The 23298-nt window shown below is 32.8% G+C and carries 25 protein-coding genes; 12 read left to right on the forward strand and 13 right to left on the reverse strand.

All coding sequences use genetic code 11. The features are described 5' to 3' along the window. Window position 1: 1 nt before the first annotated feature. Window positions 2-304: a thioredoxin gene (trxA, locus tag GBH57_RS10745; RefSeq protein ID WP_151674497.1), complete on the reverse strand. Its 303-nt coding sequence runs from the start codon at window positions 302-304 to the stop codon at window positions 2-4. Continuing rightward, window positions 301-1194: an RsiV family protein gene (locus GBH57_RS10750; RefSeq protein WP_151674498.1), complete on the reverse strand. Its 894-nt coding sequence runs from the start codon at window positions 1192-1194 to the stop codon at window positions 301-303. The genes trxA and GBH57_RS10750 overlap by 4 nt, the downstream gene beginning before the upstream one ends. 200 nt (window positions 1195-1394) lie before the next feature. On the opposite strand from GBH57_RS10750, the gene GBH57_RS10755 reads away from it, so the two are divergent. The 12 genes from GBH57_RS10755 (at window position 1395) to GBH57_RS10810 (ending at window position 13278) form a co-directional block, all read left to right on the forward strand. After that, the gene (locus tag GBH57_RS10755) at window positions 1395-2903 is read left to right on the forward strand and encodes a sensor histidine kinase (protein ID WP_151674499.1); all 1509 of its coding nucleotides are present in this window, start codon (window positions 1395-1397) and stop codon (window positions 2901-2903) included. Window positions 2904-2911: 8 nt separating this feature from the next. Then, window positions 2912-3958 (forward strand): response regulator, encoded by a 1047-nt coding sequence (locus tag GBH57_RS10760; RefSeq protein ID WP_151674500.1) that lies wholly within the window; start codon window positions 2912-2914, stop codon window positions 3956-3958. Window positions 3959-4027: 69 nt separating this feature from the next. Beyond that, window positions 4028-4861 carry a universal stress protein gene (locus GBH57_RS10765; protein ID WP_151674501.1) on the forward strand — a complete coding sequence of 278 codons (834 nt, stop codon included), beginning with the start codon at window positions 4028-4030 and terminating at the stop codon, window positions 4859-4861. Window positions 4862-4957: 96 nt separating this feature from the next. Beyond that, window positions 4958-5803, forward strand: coding sequence for a universal stress protein (locus GBH57_RS10770; protein ID WP_151674502.1), 846 nt, complete (start codon window positions 4958-4960; stop codon window positions 5801-5803). A gap of 17 nt (window positions 5804-5820) precedes the next feature. After that, complete coding sequence (locus GBH57_RS10775) at window positions 5821-6675, forward strand: universal stress protein (RefSeq protein ID WP_151674503.1); 855 nt, start codon at window positions 5821-5823, stop codon at window positions 6673-6675. Window positions 6676-6684: 9 nt separating this feature from the next. Further along, window positions 6685-7533, forward strand: coding sequence for a universal stress protein (locus GBH57_RS10780; protein ID WP_151674504.1), 849 nt, complete (start codon window positions 6685-6687; stop codon window positions 7531-7533). A 77-nt stretch (window positions 7534-7610) separates the two neighbouring features. Then, on the forward strand, window positions 7611-8462 hold the full coding sequence (locus GBH57_RS10785) for a universal stress protein (protein ID WP_151674505.1): 852 nt from the start codon (window positions 7611-7613) through the stop codon (window positions 8460-8462). Window positions 8463-8533: 71 nt separating this feature from the next. Beyond that, entirely contained in the window at window positions 8534-9370 is an 837-nt protein-coding gene (locus GBH57_RS10790) for an ATP cone domain-containing protein (protein WP_151674506.1), read from the forward strand. Between the two features lies 1 nt (window position 9371). After that, window positions 9372-10742, forward strand: a complete 1371-nt coding sequence (locus GBH57_RS10795) for an MBL fold metallo-hydrolase RNA specificity domain-containing protein (RefSeq protein WP_151674507.1) — start codon at window positions 9372-9374, stop codon at window positions 10740-10742. Between the two features lie 410 nt (window positions 10743-11152). Further along, the gene (locus GBH57_RS10800) at window positions 11153-11596 is read left to right on the forward strand and encodes a hypothetical protein (protein WP_151674508.1); all 444 of its coding nucleotides are present in this window, start codon (window positions 11153-11155) and stop codon (window positions 11594-11596) included. 51 nt (window positions 11597-11647) lie between these two features. Then, window positions 11648-12292, forward strand: a complete 645-nt coding sequence (locus GBH57_RS10805; protein ID WP_151674509.1) for a hypothetical protein — start codon at window positions 11648-11650, stop codon at window positions 12290-12292. Beyond that, on the forward strand, window positions 12289-13278 hold the full coding sequence (locus GBH57_RS10810; RefSeq protein WP_151674510.1) for an NAD(P)-dependent oxidoreductase: 990 nt from the start codon (window positions 12289-12291) through the stop codon (window positions 13276-13278). Before GBH57_RS10805 ends, GBH57_RS10810 begins: the two co-directional genes overlap by 4 nt. 61 nt (window positions 13279-13339) lie before the next feature. Here GBH57_RS10810 and GBH57_RS10815 read toward each other — a convergent pair whose 3' ends face one another. The 11 genes from GBH57_RS10815 to GBH57_RS10865 all read right to left on the reverse strand — a co-directional run bounded on the left by GBH57_RS10815 (window position 13340) and on the right by GBH57_RS10865 (window position 23298). Further along, window positions 13340-14173, reverse strand: a complete 834-nt coding sequence (locus tag GBH57_RS10815; protein WP_151674511.1) for a universal stress protein — start codon at window positions 14171-14173, stop codon at window positions 13340-13342. Between the two features lie 320 nt (window positions 14174-14493). Further along, a complete protein-coding gene (locus tag GBH57_RS10820; RefSeq protein ID WP_151674512.1) occupies window positions 14494-16449 on the reverse strand; it encodes a protein-disulfide reductase DsbD family protein in 1956 nt (651 codons plus the stop codon). A gap of 67 nt (window positions 16450-16516) precedes the next feature. Beyond that, window positions 16517-17812 carry a DUF3570 domain-containing protein gene (locus GBH57_RS10825; RefSeq protein WP_151674578.1) on the reverse strand — a complete coding sequence of 432 codons (1296 nt, stop codon included), beginning with the start codon at window positions 17810-17812 and terminating at the stop codon, window positions 16517-16519. Between the two features lie 115 nt (window positions 17813-17927). Beyond that, window positions 17928-18125, reverse strand: coding sequence for a DUF4266 domain-containing protein (locus GBH57_RS10830; protein ID WP_373865839.1), 198 nt, complete (start codon window positions 18123-18125; stop codon window positions 17928-17930). 11 nt (window positions 18126-18136) lie between these two features. Continuing rightward, complete coding sequence (locus GBH57_RS10835; RefSeq protein ID WP_151674513.1) at window positions 18137-19117, reverse strand: FAD:protein FMN transferase; 981 nt, start codon at window positions 19115-19117, stop codon at window positions 18137-18139. A gap of 1 nt (window position 19118) precedes the next feature. After that, window positions 19119-19559: a thioredoxin family protein gene (locus GBH57_RS10840; protein WP_092132191.1), complete on the reverse strand. Its 441-nt coding sequence runs from the start codon at window positions 19557-19559 to the stop codon at window positions 19119-19121. 74 nt (window positions 19560-19633) lie between these two features. After that, window positions 19634-20326 carry a Crp/Fnr family transcriptional regulator gene (locus GBH57_RS10845; RefSeq protein ID WP_092132189.1) on the reverse strand — a complete coding sequence of 231 codons (693 nt, stop codon included), beginning with the start codon at window positions 20324-20326 and terminating at the stop codon, window positions 19634-19636. Continuing rightward, window positions 20319-20921, reverse strand: coding sequence for an HD domain-containing protein (locus GBH57_RS10850; protein WP_092132186.1), 603 nt, complete (start codon window positions 20919-20921; stop codon window positions 20319-20321). Before GBH57_RS10850 ends, GBH57_RS10845 begins: the two co-directional genes overlap by 8 nt. Continuing rightward, entirely contained in the window at window positions 20902-21399 is a 498-nt protein-coding gene (locus GBH57_RS10855) for a hypothetical protein (RefSeq protein WP_151674514.1), read from the reverse strand. Before GBH57_RS10855 ends, GBH57_RS10850 begins: the two co-directional genes overlap by 20 nt. A gap of 15 nt (window positions 21400-21414) precedes the next feature. Continuing rightward, window positions 21415-22131 carry a VIT1/CCC1 transporter family protein gene (locus GBH57_RS10860; protein ID WP_151674515.1) on the reverse strand — a complete coding sequence of 239 codons (717 nt, stop codon included), beginning with the start codon at window positions 22129-22131 and terminating at the stop codon, window positions 21415-21417. Then, window positions 22132-23298, reverse strand: a complete 1167-nt coding sequence (locus GBH57_RS10865) for an efflux RND transporter periplasmic adaptor subunit (RefSeq protein WP_008610834.1) — start codon at window positions 23296-23298, stop codon at window positions 22132-22134.

Below are 23298 nucleotides of genomic sequence, written 5' to 3' on the forward strand. Positions count from 1 at the left end.
TTTATTTCGTTTTAATTACCCTAACTATTTCGTCTTTCTGCAAAACTCCAGATTGCTGCCAAACTTTTTTCCCATTTTTGAACAATACCATTGTAGGTACTCCGCGTACTTGGTATAAAGCTGCTAAAGGTTGATTTTTATCTACATCAATTTTAACAATTTTAACTTCATCGCCAAGTTCTTCTTTCACTTGCTTTAGTATAGGAGCTAAAGCTTTACAAGGACCACACCAATCTGCAAAAAAATCTACTAAAACTGGCGTTTCAGAATCTATGATACTTTTAAAATTATTTTCATTTGTTATAAAACTAATGGATTTAACTTATATTTTTTAAGGACTGGCAGTAATTTTTCTAAAGGAATCTCTACGGAAAAAGTTCCCGTATACGAAGGGCAAATAACACAGTCATCAAAGTAATATTCCACTTTATAATCGTCAACCACAAAGTTGTCTTTGTACTCAAAAAAATCGTCGAATGAGATTTTCCAACAATCGTAATAGATCTCACCAGTATTAATTTTTTCGGAAATAACTTCGTTTAATATTTTTGTCATTTCTTCCTCACTACCTTGATTAAAGAAATCTTCATAATTCATAAACACAGATCGCTCTAAATCAAAATTCAAACAATCAAAGCTGTATGTTGGGTGCAATGTACCTGAGTAATAATTTTCTTTATAAAAAAGAACACTTACTAACGTTTCGTTTAAATTATACATTTTATAATCTACAAGTCTTTGTTCTCTAAAACGATTGATACTTAGGGTATCGCAAATAGTTTCTTTATCTTCTAAAATACTAGCCTCTACTCCTGCAATATCCATATACGTCTCTTCAAGATATTCATTGAAGTTGTGATACGACTCTTTTAAGTTTTCATTTAAATATGGGTATTTGTAATCTATTAAATATAAATCCTCATCCTTTTTAAACGTTTTTTGAGTTACTAAATCCTGCAATTCAAGTTTATCATCTTTTTTATCAATAAGCGTTTGCCTTTTAATAACTACTTGTTTCGTTTTATTCAATTCTGCTTCGCTTACATTATAAATGGTATCGTAAGGAAGTGTATACTCAAATGGCTCTAATACATCCCTTTGATTAGGTTGTTCAACAATTTCTTGTGACTCTTGTTTTTCGTTTTTACAAGAAATGAGCACTAATATTAAAAATGCGACGCTTAGATATTTCATATTCAACAAATTAAATTTTCTTTAAAAGATAATGGTTTTTTCTCAATTTGAATTCTTTAATATATTATAAAAATTGTCTTGAGTTTTTTTTTATTTTAGTTAAAATTGGCACTATTTACTAAGGTAAAATTAGCTCTGATAATAGTAACTTACTATGACATTTATCAGTCATAAGAAATATTAAATGTTATTTTTACTTTATGGAAATTTTCAAAAAGGGTAGTAACGTATTTAAAATTCTATCAGAAGCTGTTTCAGAAGGGATTATTATCGTTAACAGGTCACAAATAATTGTAGCTACTAATGCCGCCGCAAACGAACTTTTTGGGTATGATGATCAAGAGCTAATTGGACAGCATTTAGATGTGCTTATTCCTAAAAGATTTCACCACAATCATCACAAGCACGTAGATGGGTTTATGACTAAGAGTCATAAACGACAAATGGGAAACAACCGTGACCTATATGGCGCCCGTAAAGATGGCTCACAATTTCCAGTTGAAGCGGGTTTAAATCCATTTAATGTGTATGACAATGACTATGTAATGGCGCTAATAATTGACATTACAGTACGCAAAAAAGCAGAACAAGAATTAAAACATTGGGCAAATATTTTTAATGAATCGCTCAATGAAATTTATATTTTCGATGTAAAAACAATGCGTTTTATAGATGTAAACAAAGGAGCTTTAAAAAATATAGGCTATAGCATTTCAGAATTAAGAGAAATGACTCCTGTAGACATTAAGCCTTACTACGAAAAAGAAGCGTTTTACAAAACGATTGAACCACTTATAAATGGGACAAGCGATAAACTAAAATTTAATACAACACATCAACGTAAAGACGGTACAATGTATCCTGTTGAAGTGCATTTACAAAAAAGCTCAACGGGTAATAATGAAACTCTAGTTGCAATAATATTAGATATTACAGAGCAAGAAGCCTACACTCAAAAACTTGAACTAAAAGTAACACAAAGAACTAGGCAACTTGAAGAAGCCCTTACAAAAGAGAAAGAATTAGGTGACTTAAAAACCAAGTTTTTATCCTTAGTTTCTCACGAGTTTAAAACTCCCCTTAGCGGTATTTTAACCTCAGCAACTTTAGCTGGTAAATACCCAAGAGAGGATCAACAAGAAAAACGCGAAAAGCACTTAAAAACTATTCAAGGAAAGGTTAAATACCTCAATAATATAATAAACGATTTTCTATCTATTGAACGCCTAGAAAGCGGTAAAGTAAATTATAAATTTTCTCACTTCCCATTAAGCAAAGTGATAAACGAAGTTATTTACGATGCAAACATGCTTTTAAAAGACGGTCAAATTATTGACTATCCAGAGAATATCGATGCAATATTTATCGATTTTGACGAAAAAATTTTGGAACTCATTTTGACCAATCTCATCAATAACGCAATTAAATATTCTTCTGAAATGTCAACCATTCATCTTTCGGCTTCCGAAAAAGATGGCAAGCTAATTCTTAAAGTAAGCGATGAAGGAATTGGGATTCCCGAAGAAGAACAGAAACATATTTTCAATAGGTATTTTAGAGCCGAAAACGCACTATTAAATCAAGGAACTGGAATTGGGCTCAATATTGTCAAAACGCATTTGGAAAACCTAGGAGGAACTATTACTTTTAAAAGCATTCAAGATAAAGGGAGCACATTCACAGTAACTTTGCCCGTATCAAATATTTAATTACAACTATGAAAACAATATTATTAATAGAAGATGACACTGCTTTACGTGAAAACACAGCCGAGCTTTTAGAGCTATCTGACTATACGGTTCACACGGCTCCTAACGGAAAAATTGGGATTGAAATGGCTAAAAAAGTGTTGCCAGATATTATTGTTTGCGACATTATGATGCCAGAAGTTGATGGGTATGGGGTTCTGAAAGCTGTTTCTACAGAAGCAACAACATCGCACATTCCTTTTATATTTCTCTCAGCTAAAACGGAACATAAAGAAATCCGAAAAGGTATGGATCAAGGTGCTGATGATTATCTCACAAAACCTTTTGAAGAAGAAGAACTTTTAAGTGCAGTAGAGAGTAGACTTGCTAAAGCCGAAATTTTAGCAAAAATATCAAACACTAACTCAACTAACATCGTTGAAGATGATATTAGAAATTTAAACGAATTAAAAAATTTATTTGATGATACAGGTCAAGTAAAAGAATTTAAAAAAGGTGAGTTACTTTACAAAGAAGGTACATACTCACGAAGCATCTATTTAATCCTGAGTGGTATTGTAAAAAGCCATAAAATGGAGGACAGCGGTAAGGAGTTAATTACGGCATTACATAAACCAGATGATTTTTTAGGATTTACTTCTTTTGCAGAAGACGTTCCTTATCAAGAAACAACTACAGCTGTTGAAGACGTTACAGTCGCTGGAATTTTTAAAGACGATTTAAAATCCATTTTAAGTAAAAATCAAAATGTTTCAATTGAGTTGATCAATCTTCTTTCTATGAATATTTCAGAAACTAAAGATCAATTATTGCAAATGGCTTATAGTTCTGTAAGAAAAAAAACAGCGCAAACAATCCTTCAATTCACACGCATTTTAGATAAAAAACCAGAAGAAGCTATTAAAATTTCTCGAAACGATTTAGCCAGTGTTGCAGGTATAGCAACCGAAAGTTTGATACGTACACTTTCCGAATTTAAGAAAAAAGGACTTATTGAAATTGAAGGCCGAAATATTAAAATTTTGAAATTACAACTACTAGAAGAAGTGGAATAATTGGGAAACTGATTTTTATCATATCACACTCTTTTTTACATCGATACTTTTGTTTTAACAAACAGTATCATGCAGCATATTTTAATACCTACAGATTTTTCACAAAACGCATGGAATGCAACAAGCTATGCATTGAAGTTTTTTAAAGGACAAAAAGTCTCCTTCCATTTTCTGCACATTGATATTTCTATACAGGTAAATGATAGCTTAGATTTACATAGTGCTGGTCCTACTTTCAAAAAAGAAATTTCAAAAGAATTAAAGCTTAAAATGAAAGATTGGATACAGCAGGTTTATACTTGTTGTCCCAATACAAAACATACTTTTAAAGAATCTATAATACAATCTACATTTATAGAAGGAGTTAGATCTTACATTAAAAATCATACTATTGAGTTTGTAATTATGGGAACTAAAGGTGCTTCTGGAATTAAAGAAATGACTATTGGCAGCAAAACAGGTTCAGTTATTACTCGCGTTAGAACTCCTATTCTTGTTATTCCGGAAGAAGCAACATTTAAAAAACCATTAAATATTGGCTTCCCAACCGATTTTAATTTAAAGTACAACCAAAAAGTAATAAATACTTTAATTACAGTCGCTGAAGAGCACAAATCTGCTATTAGAGTTTTACGTGTTGCACAAACTGAAAAGCCACTAGACAATACTCAAATTAATAATAAAGGATTATTAAATGAGCTTTTAAACACTCAACATAGCTTTCACGAGATTGAAAACCCAAACTTAGAACACGGCATACAATCTTTTGTCACAACATTGAAAATCGATTTTATTGCCATGGTGGCTAAAAATCTTAATTTCTATCAACGTATTTTATTTAAACCTCAAGTTGAAAAAATTAGCTACCATATTAATATTCCTTTTCTAATTCTTCACGAATAGTAGGCTATATTTCATAGAAAATTAGGTAAAGAGTGACAAATGTCATTTTATCACCAGTTGTTTACATCTAACTTTGAGTTAGTTAAAAACTGCACTATGAGAAAAATATTAATTCCAACAGACTTTTCTGAAACTTCAATGAATGCCATTGAATATGCCTTAGAGCTATTTAAATATGATAAATGCGAATTTATCATAATGAATGCTTTTGCAGATGAAGTATACAATAACACCATGGAAATGGATCGTGAATTCTTTGAAGAGTTCAAAGAAAAGTATCGTACTAGTGTAGAAAACCAACTTCAAAAAGAGGTTGCTATAATGCTCAAAAGAACTTCTAACCCAAGACACGCTTATAATTTTGAAGCACGTTTTGGGAGTATTGTTGATGAAGCTAATCAAATTGTAGAGCGGGATAATATTGATATTGTAGTAATGGGAACCAAAGGTAAAACCCAAGACAAGGATATCACTTTTGGCAGCATTACGCTTCAAGTTATAAAGTATGTAAAATGCCCTGTTTTAGCAGTGCCAGTAGGATTTCACGGTGCACCACCAAAAAACATTCTATTTCCTACAGATTATATGGTTCCTTTTAATAGAAGAGCGCTAAAATTATTAAGTACAATGGCTAAATCGTTTGTCGCAAATATTAATATGCTATTCATTTCAGAATTTAAACAACGATCTCATAGACAAGAAGATAATCGTGCATTTTTAGATAGTTGTTTTAATGATAATAAAGTAGAATTTACCCAAACACCCGGGAAAGATATTACTGAAGGCATTAATAAAGTCCTTAATGAAAAGGAATTTGATATGCTGGTAATGGTAAATCAACGTCACTCCTATCTTGAAAATATTTTATACCATTCAACTATTGAAAAAATAGGACTAGAAATAAAAATACCATTTTTAGTAATGAATAACCTACACCGTTAACCTAAATTGATGTAAAAATGAAACGTATTTTATTACCTACAGATTTTTCGATAGACTCATATAATGCCATTGAGTATGCTATGCAATTGCTTAAGCATGATGTGTGCGAGTTTTACGTTTTACACACATATTCAGTGCCAATTGTAAGTGCTGGAAGTATGCTTGATAGTTACTCCGCTTTAGTTATGCAGGATATTGCAAAGAAAACTGCTGATGAAAAATTAGAAGCATTAGAAAATCGAGTTGTTGAAAAATTCGATAATGATAATCACACTATTACCACAGTAGCATCCTTAAATATGCTAGTTGACGAAATGTTAAATATGGTAAAAGAGCACAATATTGACTATGTAGTAATGGGTACTAAAGGAGCTAGTGGAGCGAAAGAAATTTTTATAGGTACCAATACTATGTATGCAATAAAAAAATTGAAATGCCCATTATTGGCAGTGCCTTCAGAATTTAAATACGAACCACTTACAGAGATCCTTTTTCCAACCGACTATAAATTAGATAGTAAAAATCAATATCTCTCTATGCTTCGCGAGTTATGCGACAGTAATAATTCAAGAATACATTTTTTAAATGCCTATTATGGAACGCCGCTAACGGAAGAACAAAAAGAAACACAAGGTTTTTTAGATGCCTTTTTCATTGATAACGCACACATATTTGAGCTTACCGAGGAAACTGATATTGTAAGTGCCGTAGAAAAATTTCAAGCCAAAAAGAAAATAAATTTTGTAGTGATGATTCATAACAAACATACATTTTTTGAAAACTTATTATTTAAACCAGTTATCAATCAAATAGTATATCATACAAATGTTCCCTTTTTAGTAATTCCTTCAGCAGAAAAACAAACCCAATAATAACCAACTATGAAAACAATAATTATACCTACAGATTTTTCTAAAAATGCCTACAGCGCATTCTTTTATGCAACACAGTTATTTGCTGCTGAAAAGTGCAAATTCATAATAATTCATTCATTTGAAAGTCAAGTAACAAACCTTACAAGTAGAATTGACATAGGCAAAACTGAAGCTATTGTAACTGAATTATACGACACTACCGAAACTAAATGTGAAGAAATTAAGCATAAAATTATTTTAGATTGTGATAATAAAAATCACTCGTATGATACTATTGCTACATCTCTAACACTATCAAGTGCAATTAACAAATTAATTGTAAAAGAGTCTGGAGATTATGTAGTTATGGGAAGCAAAGGTAGTACCGCTGCCCGCGATATTTTAATGGGAAGTAATACACTTTCAATGATTCAAAAAATCAAAAACGCTCCACTATTAATAATACCACAAGAGTTAGACTTTACACCAGTCAAACATATTGCCTTTGCAACAGGTTTTAAGAGAGCATACTCTAAAAAAGAACTACAACCACTTGTTGCAATTTCATCATTAAACAATGCCGATATTAAAGTGGTGCACGTTAATGAGAGAGAAAATATGAGCGAGGCACAACAAACTAATTTTAAACAATTATTTAAACTCTTAAAATCTGAAAAACCAGAAAACACATTACTCCTTGATGAAGGTGAAACATTTGATGCTATAAGTTATTACTTAAGCACTGAAGATATAGATATGGTTTCAATGATTCTTTATAAACACAATGCAATTGTTAGGCTTTTCAGAGAAGCTACTATCAAAAACATAGCACGTTATGCTGAAATACCATTTTTAATTCTACCTAAAGTTGACTAAAATAGACTGATAAAAGTCATAGTTACTTTTCTAGTTACGTATTATTTTTAAACCAATCAACAGCAATACAAATTACAATGAAAAAGAAAATTCTCATACCTACAGATTTCTCTAAAAATTCTTGGAACTCTCTTAGATATTCAAGCGAATTATACAAAAACGAAGAAGTAGAATTCTACTTGGTTCACGCATTTATGGTTCGTAATTTTTCATTAGATAGTTTTATGGTTGCAGAACCTGGTGAAAAATACTTTGAAGAAGCAAAAGCTTTTGCTGAAAATGAACTTGAAAAATTATTAGATCGATTACAAATTTTAAACATCCCTAATAATCACAAGTACTTTACTAAAGCAGTCTACAACTCTCCTATATTAGCTGTTATAAACTATGTAGAGACAAAAGATATCGATCTTGTAATAGTAAGCAACAAAGGAGAAACAAATGCTATTGATGAAGTTTTAGGAGGTAACACAATTGATTTTATGGAAAAGGTTCGTAATTGTCCTGTGTTAGTTATTCCAGCCGAAACATCATTTAAAGAACCTAACGAGATTGTTTTTCCTACTAGTTACAAAACACATTACAAGCGAAGAGAATTAATGCATCTTAATGAAATTGCCAGAATTACAAATGCACCTATTAGAATACTTCATGTAAATAATGAGGAAAAACTAAGTGCAGAACAAGAAGAAAAAAAATTACTTTTAGAAGAGTGTTTTGAAGGCTTAACCTTCACATCTCATTATCTAGAAAATGCAGATGTAAAAACAGGATTAAACATTTTTACACAAAGTAGAAATAGTGAAATGATAGCATTCATTAATAAAAAACATACTTTTTTCGACGCAATATTTTCAAAACCAATGGTTATTGACTTAGGGCAAAATGCTAAAGTTCCTGTGTTAGCACTTCACGATTTTAGAAACTAAAATTATACAAATGAGCTAAATTTCATCTAACAGCATATCAAAATCTACTTTTTAACCTTTTAGAATTAAGAATGAAAACAGAAAACTTTCAAGTAATTAAATCATCAGGAGAAAAAGTAGATTTCTCACTTACAAAACTTCGTAGTAGCTTGTATCGTAGTGGTGCAGATGAGCTTACCGTTGACAATATTATTAACGTGGTACGCGATGAGTTATACCAAGGTATTTCTACTAAAGAAATTTATAATAGAGCCTTCGCATTATTAAAAAATAGCAAACCCATTTTTGCTTCTAAATACAAATTAAAGAAAGCAATTTATGAGCTTGGCCCAACAGGTTTTCCTTTCGAAAACTTTATTGGTGCATTAATGGAATATTCAGGTTATAAGGTAGAAGTTGGTAAAATACTACAAGGTAAATGTGTAAACCACGAGGTAGATGTAATTGCTATAAAATTAAAACAGCATATTGTAGCAGAGTGTAAATTTCACAGCGAAAAAACAACAACTTGTAATGTAAAAGTACCACTATATATAAACTCACGCTACCAAGATATTATCGCTCAATATAAAGATACACCTTTATGCCCCAATGAAGGTTGGGTAGTTACCAATACACGTTTTACAGCCGATGCTATTGCGTATGGAAAATGTTCAGGTTTGTATTTATTAAGTTGGGATTTCCCAAAAGATAATGGTTTGAAAGACCGCATTGATAGACTAGGGCTCTATCCTATTACGGTTTCAACATTACTAACTAATCGTGAAAAACAATTTCTATTAAGTAGAGAAATTGTGCTATGTCGACAACTAGCTAACGATGTTTTTTACTTAGATCATTTAGGTATTTCTGAAACGCGCAAAACTAAAATACTTGACGAAGTTTCAATGCTTTGTAATATCCAATAATATGAACTCAATCAAAATCCATTTTTTAGGAGCTTCCGGAACTGTTACTGGTTCAAAATATCTTTTAGAAACACCACAGCAAAATATACTTGTTGACTGCGGAATGTTTCAAGGTTTGAAAGAACTAAGGGAATTAAATTGGAAGGATATTGAATTTGATGTTTCAGCTATCGATGTTGTATTACTTACTCACGCTCATTTAGACCATACAGGTTATTTACCAAGATTGATGAAACAAGGTTTTAATGGAAAAATAATAGGAACTACTCCTACTCTCGAAATTGCTAAAATCATTTTGCTAGATAGCGCAAAAATAAACGAAGAAGATGCAAAGAGAGCAAATGAAGAAAACTACACAAAACATCATCCTGCACTTCCTTTTTACACAATGCTCGATGCTGAGCGAACCATAAAAAAGTTTGAAACAGCCCAAAAAGATCAATGGTATCCTATTTCCGAAGACATAAAATTTCAATTTAAATATAATGGACATATTATAGGCGCAACTTTTATTGAGCTTGAAATTTCAGGTAAAATGTTTGTCTTTTCTGGAGATATAGGAAGAGAAGAAGATGTATTATTATTTCCGCCAGAAAAACCTCAAAAGGCAGATTATCTATTTGTAGAAAGCACCTACGGAAATAAGCTACACCCAAAAGAAAGTGTTTCCGAAAAACTAATTGAACTTATTAATAAAACGGTACATAACCGCGGTGCACTAATTATTCCCTCGTTTGCAGTTGAAAGACTTCAAACATTAATGTTTCTATTATGGAAACTATACGATAAAGGGAAAATCCCTAATATCCCCATATTTATTGACAGTCCAATGGGAAATAATGTACTTGGGGTTTTTGAACGATTTGCTGATTGGCATAAAATTCCACCAACCGAATTTAGCGCCATGAAACGCCGTATGAATATAATCACTTCGTATAAAGAAACCTGGGAGACTATTGACGACCCAAGACCAAAAATTGTTATTGCTGGTAGCGGAATGATTACTGGCGGACGCGTGCTCACCTATTTAAAACAACTTATTGATGAAGCATCTACAACGGTACTAATGGTAGGATATCAAGCTGAAGGAACAAGAGGGCGCCAACTACTTGAAGGAACTCATGAACTTAAATTTTTTGGCAGATATTATCCAGTTAAAGCTGCAGTGGAACATATTGATAGTCTTTCAGCTCACGCTGATCAAGCTGGAATTATTAACTGGCTTAGCGAGGTTAAAAATATTCCTCAAAACACATTTTTAATTCACGGTGAAGGCAACGCTTTAGATACCCTTAGAGTCAAAATTAAAGACACCTACAACTGGGAGGTTACCATCCCTAAACTAAATCAAGTGGTTGAGATAGCCTTCTAATTTAATCAACTTAATCTTGCCATTATAGTGAAATTAATGGGACCTAATTCAACTTAAATTTTGGTGACATTATTAATTTATCAATATTAGTTAACTGTAATACAGTTACTTAAACTGTAAAACTGACAAATATCATTTATAAAGTACTCATAGTGAGTTACATTTATAATAGTAATAACAACAACCATTAATATGAAGTTTATAAAAACTATTAATGGTATAATAAAATTCAACGACACATTAAAAAAAAATGAAGAAATTGATTTAGAATGATACAATTACAAACACAACATGCTACATATTTAGCTAGTGTGAGCTAATGGGAAGTACTAAAGTAATTTATTCATTATTAACCAAAGGCGGAGAACGTCTGTGAGGAGATGTTCTCCACCTTTTAAAAAACAAACGCTATGGCTACTAATACACACTTCAAATTTATTGAATGGCGAGATACTGCTGGTTTATATAAAGACACTGCCAATACTATTTTAGATCTCAAATTTTTAAAAGACGAACTCCGCTTTTTAGAAGATTTAGTAAGCGAACATACTTTAGAACTTATCTACGGAAAAAATTCTGAAGAAAGTAAAGCTATCATTAAGGAATTAACAGCGCATTCTAAACGATTAGATGTACTAATGACAAAGTTAAATGCGCATAGCAAAGAACTTAAGGTTTTTGTAGATGAAGATGATAATCAAGGAGAATTACAATTTTATAAGAATGAGCACTATACATTACTTTTAGAAGAAATGGATTTTCATGCTGACTTAAAAAAAACCAAACGCCAGATTTTTAAAATGCTTTCTGAAATAATGAAAAAAAGTAAGCAAAAGCAATTGCCAAATAAATAAAATTCAAATAATTGCACCGTAAAAAAATTGAAATACTACAAATTTAGAATTATGAAAAAATCACTACTATTAATAACTACAATTATTATTTCAGCTTTGCTATTTGGGTGCAGCAGCACTAAAATTACGCAGCAATACAAAAATCCTGATACTGGTTATTTTCAAGCAAATAAAGTTTTGGTAATAGGTATTTCATCAGACAACGAACTTAGACGGGCATTTGAGAGTAAAATGGTTTCATCACTTGAAAAGAAAGATGTTATCGCTGTTAAAAGTATTGACTTTTTTGAAAAATCTTTTTCAGATAATAAGCAATCAATTAGACAATTGAACCAAATTGAGAACAAATTACTTGAATCTGGATTTGATGCAATTCTGTTTTCTAAAATTACTGGAAAAGAAAGTCGAGTTACATTAGTTGATGCTTATCAAAATTTCTCAAAACAGAATCAAACCTTTGAAGATTATTATTTCAGAAATCAAAACGAATATTTTAAAGAACAAGAGGAACGTTACCAAATTTACACCACAGAAACTTCTCTATTCTGTATATGTCCAGGTAAAGAACGAGAATTATTATGGCGTGGAGAAATTGAATTAGTTGATGCTGCTAAAACGAACCAAAATATTAACTCCTACATTAACGTACTATTTAAAGCCCTTAAAGAAAATAACCTTTTACTATTAAACGAATGAAAGTATTAATATATAGCGCCAAACCTTTTGAAATTGAATTACTGCAAAAGGAAAATAACGGAAAGCATCAACTTAGTTTTACACCAGAGCGATTAACTTCTGAAACTGCATTAATGGCAATAAATTATGATGCTGTTTCTATATTTTCAGCAGATGACGCTTCTTCCCTAATTTTAGAAAAACTCAATGACTTCGATGTTAAATACATTACCTTAAGATCTGCTGGTCACGACAATATCAATGTCAAGATTGCAAACAAACTAGGAATTAGTGTTGCAAACACACCAGACTACTCCCCTAACGCAATAGCCGAACACGCCATTGCTCTTTTTCTAGCTTTCAATAGAAAATTGAATTTGGCACAACAACAAACACGTCAATATAATTTTCTACTAGATAACTTAATTGGTTTCGATTTAAACAAGAAAACCGTTGGAGTTTTAGGAACAGGAAAAATAGGCAGCGTATTAGTTAAAATTCTACACGGTTTTGGATCTAATGTATTAGCTAACGACACTAGTAGCAATAAGACTCTTATCGATTTATACGATGTTGAATACGTTTCTAAAAATGCTATTGCAAAAGAAGCAGAAGTACTATTTGTATGTCTTCCATTAACAACAGCGACACATCACTTTTTTGATAAAAGTTACTTTGATCAAATGGTAAATAAGCCAATTATTGTAAATGTAGCTAGAGGAGCAGTTGTAGATACAGATGCAGTATTAAACGCATTAAACACTAATGTTATTAGTGGTTACGCAACAGATGTTTATGAACACGAACACGGAGTATTTTTCTATGACCGTTCAAATGATAAGCCTGAAGATGAAAAATTAGAGAAACTTTTAAACCATCCTTCGGTATTATTAACCCCTCATCAAGCTTTCGCTACAAACGAAGCGTTACAAAATATAGCTTCAGCAACTTTTGAAAACCTCAACGATTGGGAGAGTGGAAAACATGCATTCAATGAGCTTTCTTAAAATGTAGCTGATCACCAACTAATTAATTGTTTTTAAATAGTATAACTTTAAAAACAATTAATTAGCGATGTAAAAATAACAATGGTATCAATGTTCTGTAAACTAGCTTTGAAGTATTTGAACCAAACAATAAACGATCAAGAAAAGTTTCTTTTTCAATAAATACTGCGTGAAGATCTACTTTTAAAAGTTGTGTAGCAGTATTTACAGCAACTAACCCAGGGATTGTATTTAAGCAATAATATGTGTACTCTCTATTTGGGAAAAGTTCTTTCAAACACTGATTATCTTCCTTTTTAGACATAATTATAGCATCGTCATCGAGTTCTAAAACATTTAGTTCTGGCTGATGCATATCTAGCATTTCATTAAAAGCTTTGATTCCTTCCACTGAAAAATCTTCACAATTTTGTGTTGAAAATAATACACTCTTAATGTTTGTAAAAGTATAATGCTCAGGCACAGTTAAGGTAGGACATTTAGAGTTTCTAATTACTTTTAAGGTATTACTACCAAAAAGTGTTTCTTCAGCTCCAGTCGCTCCATTTGTCCCCATAACAATTAAATCGATAGCGTGAAACTGTACAGCTTCGTTAACTGCCGAAACAATATCATCATAATCAAACAATCCGTGGAAAGCATAAGATTCTGACTCATAGTCTTTTTTTAGCTTTAATACTAAATCATTAATAGCTCTTTTATTATCTGTAGCTATACTATCAAATACACTATCAGATTTAGAACCAGAGACAAGATCGTCACTTATATAACTAGACATTTTCTGGACATTGAGTATGTAGAAGTCACATTCCCAATTTTTAAAAAAATGCAATGCGTAGTCAATCGCATTCATTGAATTTGCTGAAAAGTCTGTAGGTAAAAGTATTTTTCTCATCTTTCTGAAATTTTATACAACGAAAATAACGCTACTATAAAATTAAAAAAATGATAGTTATCATATTGATAAATAGCAATTAACCTGCTCAAATATTTAAAAAAACTAAAATTTCAGAAACTTTCTTTTATGAATTTAAACAAGTAGTTTAGGAAAGTATTAAACATAAAAAAACCCTGACGAATCAGGGTTTTTATTTGATTTTATAGTCTTTTCTAGACTAAAATGGTGACCTCGAAGGGACAGAGTTCAAACTTTTTGACAGATGATATTAATCTAATTATCTCACAATCAATTAGTATGAAAGTAAGTCTTAAAATCTAATTTCCTTTCGTTTCTAAACTTTTAGCCAACCACTCATAATATTCATCCACACCTGAATACTGTTTCGCTTCGTTTAAAATTTCTAAGTCAGAGGTCATTGTTACATAAAATGGTTGCGATGCAGTTTGAAAATTTAGGTATTGAAACGTTGACCATTTGTCTCCAATGGTTTCTATATCTTTTAAATGATTTTCATTGAGCTTCATTCTAAATTGAGCTTCTTTTGGCAATTCTTTCCTATCATCTATGTACAAGGATATAAGTACGTATTCATCTTTTAAAATCTGATATACTTTTGGATCACTCCACACATTTTCTTCCATCTTTCGACAGTTTACACAAGCCCAACCAGTAAAGTCTAATAATATGGGTTTGTTGTTTGCTTTCGCGAAAGCGATACCTTCATCAAAATCTTTAAAGCAGTCTAATCCTAACGGACAATCTGATTCTTGCTCGTAAAGGCTGTAAAAGGTCGGTGGTGGAAAGCCTGCTAATAATTTAAGATGTGAATTTTTAGTAAGTCCTGTACCAAGATAAATAACAAAGGCTACCACTAAAACTGCAAACGAAACTTTTGGGAAACTAAACTTCTTTTTACCATCGTGAGGGAATCTTATGACTCCAAAAAAGTATAAAGCCATTAGCAAGAATATAAGCATCCAGATACCAATAAAAACCTCTCGTTTTAATAATCCCCAATGCGCCACTAAATCTGCGTTTGATAAAAATTTAAATGCTAATGCAAGCTCTACGAAACCTAATAACACCTTTACAGTTGTTAGCCATCCACCTGACTTTGGCAGGGATTTTAAAAGATTAGGAAAGAGCGCAAATAAAGCAAAAGGCAGTGCAAGTGCTACTCCAAATCCTGTCATTCCTGCTGTTAATTGAAATGCGCCTCCATCACTTGTAAGTGATCCTGCTAACAAAGAACCTAATATAGGACCAGTACAAGAAAATGAAACTAGTGCCAATGTAACGGCCATAAAAAATATACCGATAAGCCCTCCAGTACTGGAAGCAGAATCCATTTTATTAGACCAAGAGTTGGGAAGTGTTAATTCATAATAGCCAAAAAATGAAAAAGCAAAGAATATAAAAATCACAAAGAAGATAACATTCAACCAAATATTAGTTGAAATGGTATTTAAAATCTCTGGGTCTACAGAGTCTAAAAAGTGGAACGGAATACTAAGCGCTACGTAAATAATAACAATAAAGGCTCCATATAGAATTGCGTTTCTAATCCCTTTTGCTTTATTCCCTGACTGCTTTGTAAAGAATGAAACTGTAAGCGGTATCATCGGGAATACACAAGGTGTAAGTAACGCAACAAGACCTCCCAAGAAACCAAGAACAAAAATCTTCCACAAATTCCCGTCTGAGGTAAGCTCTTCTGAGTCTGACAATAAGCGTTCTTTATGTTTTAAATCGAGTAATAAGCTATTAGAAAGTGTTTTGCTTTTTTCATCTAAAACCACATTGTCAAGCGTTGCTTTACTACCATCCAGATTGATTACAAACTGCTCTTCCTTATTAATGCAAACTTCCTTACAAACCTGATACTCTAAATTTATAGTGAGCTGTTTTAAGTCTTGATTTAAAACTTTAATTCGCTGGGTAAACTCAACTTTTTTAAGAAAATAAGTTTCTTCTACTTCAAAAATATCATTGTATGCTTTTACAGTTTCACTCTCTTTTGCTGTGCCCAGTAGCTCATAGTTGCCTTCTGATTGCTCAAAGCTAAGAACAGATGGTAATGAGCCATCTTCACTTGTAAATTGAGAAAAAACGTGCCACTCCTCATCAATTGATCCTGTGAGTATTACATCGTACTCGGTGTCTGAAATTTTAGTAATATTAGATTCCCAGGTTACAGGATCTATAACGCCTTGTTGAGCCGTACTTATTCCGCTCAAAAAAAGGACTAAAGCTACAATTAAATTTTTCATATTAGTCTGTAAAAGTCTTGTCCTACTGTTATAGTAGAACAAGATTAGTTTGATAAGAGGTTTTGAATTAGTCCATCACAAATTTAAATCCAGCGGTAATGATGCTAGAGCTAAATGTTGTATCTCTATCGTACTGATAGAATTTAAGGTCTATACTTTTTAAGCCCAATTTCCAGATGTGCGCTTTCGCAAAAATGTCTGTGTAAGAAACTCCAAAGCCAAATTGATTTGCACTGTACTCAGATAAGTCATAATCTGAAGTGTAAAACTCATCTGTGGATAATGCTTCTTCATAAGGCCTAAAGTAATCTGCTGCGGTTTGGTTATAGAATCGGTACGAAGGATAAAGCGTAAACTTATCTGTTATCTTAATAGGCACTTCTATACTTGCGGTATGCGATGTAATTCCCCAATCATCATAATAATAGCGGTAAAAAGTACGTACTGTAAAGGTTTCATTGAGATACCAGTTTAAGCGACCACCTGCTGCCACTTTAAATCGAGAATCTGGTAAGCGTTCTATAGCATCTGCCAGTTGGAAATTCTCAATAAAAGAGTCTGCAACATCTCCAAAATATACTCGCTGGAATGGTGTTGACAATAAACCTTGCTGCTGAACAAAATCAAGTGCTAAAGACCCTTGAACATTCTTGTGAAGAATTTGAGAGAATCCAAAACCTAGAGAATATGAATTACGCCCTTCATCTGCAAACTCAGTAAAAATCGGTGCGTAATTTGTATTTCCAGTAATCGTGTTTTGAGTAAATAATCTGTTACTTAAACCATTTCCTCCTTCGCCAAAAGGCCTTAACTCTGTAGGGTAGATAGCATTCCAGGTATCTATATACACATTACCGTTCACACTTAGTTCGGTATTTTTCCCATTGAAGAGCTTAGTATAACTACCTCCTACACCTACAGAAAAATAATCATATTCTGAAGACACAGATAGTTTAGCTGACCAGATATCATTTCTGTCGTCTGAGCTGTGACTGTAACTTCCTGTTAGGTTTGCCCATAAATCGCTGCTTGACGCACCTGATGAAGCTTGAAAAGGATCTGCATGTCCACCACCGTCAAAAGGTCCAACATTACTTGAAGAAGCAGAGGTGTATGCAGAAACTCCTGCATCTATCGTTAATACATCGTCATCATTTAATGGAATGGAAACCACAAATGTACCTGTAACGTCTGTCAACTCTTCAGTACCAATACCGCCACTTACGGCAGCATTATCTCCATCTTGCGTGTAATAACTTGATAAGAAATCCACTTCTACAGATTCAAGTACTCTTTTTTTATAGACTTTAGTCGAGTCTTGTGCTGTTTGTGAGTACGCTTTCGCGAAAGCGAATACACACATTACTAAAATTAATTTTTTCAAATTGTTTTGTTGTATTAATTAGATTCCGCTATACAGCGGAATAACTTCAATTCACATTTTTAAGTGCCGATTGCTTCTTAAAAAAGGAATTCAGTTAATTACAGCCGCAGCCTCCTCCAGTTTTTCCTCCATTTGCACCTACCGCTGCTTCGCGATAGGAATGTGCTGTGGTTACATTACGATCACACTTCTTTTCAGACAACGCCATATCTGGATCATTGATATTTACTTTTTCGTATTCTTTTACGACTACACAACTACTTAAACAGGTAGCTATTACTGCCGCTATCATTAATCTCTTTATCATATTTTGTCTATTTTTATGTTGTCTGATTTGAAGATATTTCCTTTATCATCAATGATGATACATTCTATCTTTGGCATCTGATTTATTCTGCTCAATCCTACATCTTTACCCATAACAAATACAGACGTAGCGAGTGCGTCGGCAAGTTCTGCTTTGGGCGCAAAAACTGTTACACTTATAATTCCGCTAGATGGATATCCTGTTCTAGGATCAATAATGTGGGAATAGCGTGTTCCATTAAATTTTACAAACTTCTCGTAATTACCAGAGGTCACAACAGCACCATTTGTAATAGGCAATAGCGCAAATACCTTATCCTTATCCATTGGATTTGTGATGGCTACTTTCCATTCTTTACCACTAGGTTGTTTTCCCCAAGTATTCATATCTCCAGAGGCGTTTATAATGCCTGATGATACTCCTTTAGAGATTAACAAAGACTTAGCTTTGTCTGCCGCATATCCTTTTCCGATAGCTCCAAAGCCTATTTTCATTCCTTCTAACTTGAGAAAGACTGTACTATTTTCTTTATCTAAGATGATGTTCTTAAAGCCAACTTTAGCAACAGATTCTTTTATTTTTTCTTCGGAAGGCATCTCTGTCATACTACCATCAAATTTCCAAATGCGATCCATAGATGCATAGCTAATGTCAAAAGCGCCATCTGTCAATTTTGAAATACCTATTGCTCTTTCAATTAATTGAAACAATTCTGAATCTACTTTTACAGCTTTGATACCAGCATTTCTATTAATTTCTGATGTTTGAGAATTGGTATCCCAAGAAGAAATCAGTTTTTCTATTCTTGTAATTTCGGCTACAGCAGTATCGATATACTTATTTCCTATACTTTCATTTTCTGCAACTACGGTTATGTCAAAACGACTACCCATTAGTTTGAGTGTACGTTTGTATGGCTGTTGCGCTATACAGACAACTGAAAAGAACAATAATGATAAAGTGATTAGATTCTTCAAATTACTTGGTAAAAGTGTTTAGTTCCTCAATGTACGCTTCTGGCGTCGTCTTTTTATAACTCGTTTCTCCTAATACTTTTCCGTTAGCGTCAAGTATAACTACGAAAGGAAAAATCCCATTTTTGTTATAGGCCTCTGCCAATTTTGCATTTGCTGCAGTTTGAGATTCACTCAATGCGTTTTTCTTTTTTCTTGGGAAGTCTGCTTGAAGCATTACATAGTTTTTTGTTGCGTACTTTTTAAAAGCTTCTGTGCTCCAAATTTCACGATCTAATTTTATACAAGGCGCACACCAGTCTGATCCTTGAAAAACAAGAATTATAGGTTTATTTTCTTCGGTTGCTGTTTTCTTTGCTTTTGCAAAATCCGTATGCCATTCTTGAGCGGTTACTCCGCTAATAGTTAATAGTAGCACAAGTAATGTAAAAATGTTTTTTTTCATAATAATTTATAATCTGTAAAGGTATTTAGTTTAACGTTAAAAGCTATTTATTCTTACATTGACATTTATCAATTTTATTTATAATTACTTGCTTTTACAAGCCCTTCAAGGTCTTCAATAAAAATGATTCTACCCTTAGTAGAAATAAGCTTTTCTTCTTTAAAATCTTTCAACATTCGTACCAAGGACTCTTTAGCAGTACCCACCATACTCGCGAGATCATCTCTATTCATTTCAATTTCTTTAAGACTCTCTTTAACGCTGAATTTTCTTTGTAAAATCAATAGATTTATTGCCGTGCGTTCTCTAACCGTGTAACGTGCTAATATTTTAGTTGCATTTAGAAAAACTCCAAATTCGTGGCTTAAATTCTTTAGCAAACGTTGCGATAATAGGTGAGATGTACTTACTACGTTTAAAAAATCATTTTTAGGAATAAATGCTACTTCACAATCTAATAATGCAGTTGCAGAGTCTGGATACTCTTCTTCACTTAGAATAGCGTGATACCCAAGATATTCGTTTTCTCCACAGATATAAAATATATGATCTGTACCAAAATTGGTAGCAGTATATTTCTTTACTTTTCCTGATAGTACTCTATAAATACCTTTAGGCTCTGTACCTTCTTTAAATATCTGCGTGCCTGCCTTAAAGTTCAGTATTTCTTTATTAGCTGTGAGTCTCTCGCATTCAGCTGTTGTTAACCCAGATAATAAATCTTGATTATTAAAATTGTATTTTGAGTATGGAAAATTATTATTCATTAAAATAGTTTAAAATGTTTTCAACTTTATGAAGATTTTCCTGCTTGCCGATTTCTAAAGTTTGCTTTCCATAATCACTTCTAAAGTGATGCTCTTTTAAAAATTTGAGATTCAATAAATGCCATTCTTTATTTGTTGTTTTAATATCACAGAATAACTCCCATTCTCTACGAAGCAATAATTTTCTGTAAAAGAAATGCGAGCTACTTATATGAAAAATGTCTGCATCGCACAGAATTTCAGATAATCTATCTGTTGGACTTTGAGGCATTTTAGTGGCTTCAATGCAATTACAGATTCTGTTAATGCTATCGCTTTCCATTCCTAAGCTGGAAAGAAACTTTTTAGCAATTATGATACTTTCGGCTTCGTGGTCTTTGTATGTTTTAGAAAATCCTGTGTCGTGAAACCAAGCTGCAATAATTAACAAATCTGTTTCTACCAAATTGATATCCATTGCTGCACATAAGTACTTTACATTTTGAACAACTTCTTTTGTATGCTCAAGATTGTGAAATGGCAGCTCTTTGCATTTAGAACTTGTAAGTAAACCAGAACAAAATTTAGAAACATTTTCAATCGTCATCGTGGTCATTTTCTTTATTATGAGAATCTAACTGAATTACATTTGCATCACTTCTAATTTCGATATGAGTGATTTCGCCACCACTTGTTCCTACATATTTAGAAATACCTATTGAGGTAACGGAAAGCAGTAAAATCACAACAAAGCCATACTTTGAAAATGGCAACTTTTTATACTCCAAAAACAAAGTGGTTATCGAAACTCCTCCTAAAATTAACAGCATTGTCAAAAACAGCTCCGCGTGCTCTTCGTGTTTATGAATTAATGTCTCGCTAATTCCAGGTAAATTCTCAACGATTTCTTCAGCACCTTCACCTGTTAAAAAAGCTGCAATAGCTGTTAATGCAGAAAAAATAAAAATACCTAATGCTGTATTTTTGATTTGCGGTTTTTTCATAATTAAACCTGCTAACAACACTAAAAAACCAATCAATACGCCCACAATAGGCAAATGATTGACTACTAAATGAAAATGTGCGTCGTTCATAATTTATTTTTTTGTTTAAACCATATTTACATTGAACAAGTAACCGACCAATGCAGTTAGACCCATTGCAACTGTTCCCCAAAACGTGATACGAGCAATGGCTTTAACGATACTTGAACCGCCTGTTTTAGCAGCTAGTGCTCCCAGAATTATCAAGAAGAAAAGTGCAAAACCATAAAGAGAATATTCCATACTATTTAAAGGCAGAAAAAGTGTTACCAAAAAAGGAAGTAATCCACCTACGGTAAATGCCGCCCCAGATGCAAAAGCCGCTTGAATAGGTTTGGCTTGGCTAATTTCATTTATTCCCAATTCATCTCTAATGTGTGCACCCAAAGCATCGTGTTCTGTTAATTCTTTAGCTACGGTTAAAGCTGTTTCTTTTTTCAAACCTCTTTTTTCATAAATTTCTGCAAGGCGTTGTAATTCAATTTCGGGCATTTCGCTTAATTCTTGTTTTTCGCGTTCAATGTCTGCCTTTTCCACATCGGTTTGTGAACTCACGGAAACGTATTCTCCTGCTGCCATTGACAAAGCACCAGCAACAAGACCTGCTAATGTTGCCAAAATAATAGGCTCTCGTGTCGCACTTGCAGCTGCAACACCTATGGCGAGACTTGCTGTTGATAAAATACCGTCATTTGCGCCAAGTACCGCTGCTCTTAACCAATTACTTCTGTGGATGAAATGGCTATCTAAATAATTGTCTAATCCTTGTTCTTTATCTTCCATCTATTCTGTTATTAGATTAAATGTCCCTTTGGTCAAAAATTCTGTATCTGGTTTAAAATCATTGGCGTTAATTATTTGAATAAAGCCATTATTAGCAGCACCCACTTTGACTAACACCCTTTTAAAAGTTGTACCGTTTTCTTTAACCAAAACAAAGTAGTCATTATCAATATTCGCAACTGCTTCTACTGGTAACGCAGGATGTTCTGAAGTGGTAGTTAATATTTCTCCTTCTATATACATTCCAGGTGCAAATAGTTTTACATCACTTTCGTTTACCAAATCGCCGTGAATGGCGACGGTTCTGTCTTGGGCATTTATCGCTTTATTTACTAAATGCACTTTGCCTTGATACACTTTATTCATATCATTTTGTAGTCGTACATTAATAAATTGTCCTTCTTTTACCATTGGAAGGTCTTTTTCGAAAATCTTTAGTTCAATGTGTAAATCATCAGTATTAGTAACGGTTACAGCAACATCCGAAGGATTTAAGTACATTCCTTTAGTAGCATTAATGGTTGTTGCATAACCCGATAATGGCGATAGTACGCTAATGACTGAACGAATATTCTCTCCCGATAATGTATTCGGATTAATGTTCATTAAGCTCAACTTCTTTTTAAGGGATTGATATTGCGCCATGGTTACAGTATATTCCGATTCTGCTTTTAGAAAATTCTTTTTTGAGGTTACGTTATCTGCCATCAACTCCTTTTGGCGCTCATAATCTGATTTTAAGTAGCTCAAACGTCCTTTGGCTTCTAAGAAATCTTGTTGTACTTGCACGTATTCAGGATTTTCAATCGTGAATAAGGTCTGTCCTTTTTTAACAGGGTCGCCTGGTAACAGGCTGATGTTTTTTACATAGCCTGCAAAATAAGCACTTACATCTGCTTGGTTTTCTGGTGGCACAGCAAACATACCATTGGCTTTTACAATGGTGTTAAAAGGCTGCGTGGTTACTTTTCCAACTTCCATATTTCCTGCAGAAAACTGATTTTCTGTAATTGTAATGATGTCGGTATCTTCAGTTGTTTCAGTTTCGGCTGTATTTGCAGCTTCAGTTTTTTCATTTGAGTTACAAGAAGCTAAAGCCATTATTGCGACCAATAAAAGGCTTTTGAAAAAAATTGAATTTGATGAATTGTTGTGTGGATTTTTCAT

It is taken from the genome of Patiriisocius marinus, assembly GCF_008974325.1.
GTDB classification, from domain to species: domain Bacteria; phylum Bacteroidota; class Bacteroidia; order Flavobacteriales; family Flavobacteriaceae; genus Patiriisocius; species Patiriisocius marinus.

Coding starts and splice junctions, on each gene's coding strand:
- GBH57_RS10825 (WP_151674578.1), bottom strand. CDS start 17,812: ATGTGTGTATTCGCTTTCGCGAAAGCGTACTCACAAACAGCACAAGAC.
- GBH57_RS10820 (WP_151674512.1), bottom strand. CDS start 16,449: ATGAAAAATTTAATTGTAGCTTTAGTCCTTTTTTTGAGCGGAATAAGT.
- GBH57_RS10815 (WP_151674511.1), bottom strand. CDS start 14,173: ATGAGAAAAATACTTTTACCTACAGACTTTTCAGCAAATTCAATGAAT.
- GBH57_RS10810 (WP_151674510.1), top strand. CDS start 12,289: ATGAAAGTATTAATATATAGCGCCAAACCTTTTGAAATTGAATTACTG.
- GBH57_RS10845 (WP_092132189.1), bottom strand. CDS start 20,326: ATGAATAATAATTTTCCATACTCAAAATACAATTTTAATAATCAAGAT.
- GBH57_RS10790 (WP_151674506.1), top strand. CDS start 8,534: ATGAAAACAGAAAACTTTCAAGTAATTAAATCATCAGGAGAAAAAGTA.
- GBH57_RS10840 (WP_092132191.1), bottom strand. CDS start 19,559: ATGAAAAAAAACATTTTTACATTACTTGTGCTACTATTAACTATTAGC.
- GBH57_RS10860 (WP_151674515.1), bottom strand. CDS start 22,131: ATGGAAGATAAAGAACAAGGATTAGACAATTATTTAGATAGCCATTTC.
- GBH57_RS10755 (WP_151674499.1), top strand. CDS start 1,395: ATGGAAATTTTCAAAAAGGGTAGTAACGTATTTAAAATTCTATCAGAA.
- GBH57_RS10805 (WP_151674509.1), top strand. CDS start 11,648: ATGAAAAAATCACTACTATTAATAACTACAATTATTATTTCAGCTTTG.
- GBH57_RS10785 (WP_151674505.1), top strand. CDS start 7,611: ATGAAAAAGAAAATTCTCATACCTACAGATTTCTCTAAAAATTCTTGG.
- GBH57_RS10750 (WP_151674498.1), bottom strand. CDS start 1,194: ATGAAATATCTAAGCGTCGCATTTTTAATATTAGTGCTCATTTCTTGT.
- GBH57_RS10850 (WP_092132186.1), bottom strand. CDS start 20,921: ATGACCACGATGACGATTGAAAATGTTTCTAAATTTTGTTCTGGTTTA.
- GBH57_RS10855 (WP_151674514.1), bottom strand. CDS start 21,399: ATGAACGACGCACATTTTCATTTAGTAGTCAATCATTTGCCTATTGTG.
- GBH57_RS10800 (WP_151674508.1), top strand. CDS start 11,153: ATGGCTACTAATACACACTTCAAATTTATTGAATGGCGAGATACTGCT.
- GBH57_RS10775 (WP_151674503.1), top strand. CDS start 5,821: ATGAAACGTATTTTATTACCTACAGATTTTTCGATAGACTCATATAAT.
- GBH57_RS10770 (WP_151674502.1), top strand. CDS start 4,958: ATGAGAAAAATATTAATTCCAACAGACTTTTCTGAAACTTCAATGAAT.
- GBH57_RS10795 (WP_151674507.1), top strand. CDS start 9,372: ATGAACTCAATCAAAATCCATTTTTTAGGAGCTTCCGGAACTGTTACT.
- GBH57_RS10765 (WP_151674501.1), top strand. CDS start 4,028: ATGCAGCATATTTTAATACCTACAGATTTTTCACAAAACGCATGGAAT.
- GBH57_RS10780 (WP_151674504.1), top strand. CDS start 6,685: ATGAAAACAATAATTATACCTACAGATTTTTCTAAAAATGCCTACAGC.
- GBH57_RS10830 (WP_373865839.1), bottom strand. CDS start 18,125: ATGATAGCGGCAGTAATAGCTACCTGTTTAAGTAGTTGTGTAGTCGTA.
- GBH57_RS10760 (WP_151674500.1), top strand. CDS start 2,912: ATGAAAACAATATTATTAATAGAAGATGACACTGCTTTACGTGAAAAC.
- GBH57_RS10865 (WP_008610834.1), bottom strand. CDS start 23,298: ATGAAAAATCCACACAACAATTCATCAAATTCAATTTTTTTCAAAAGC.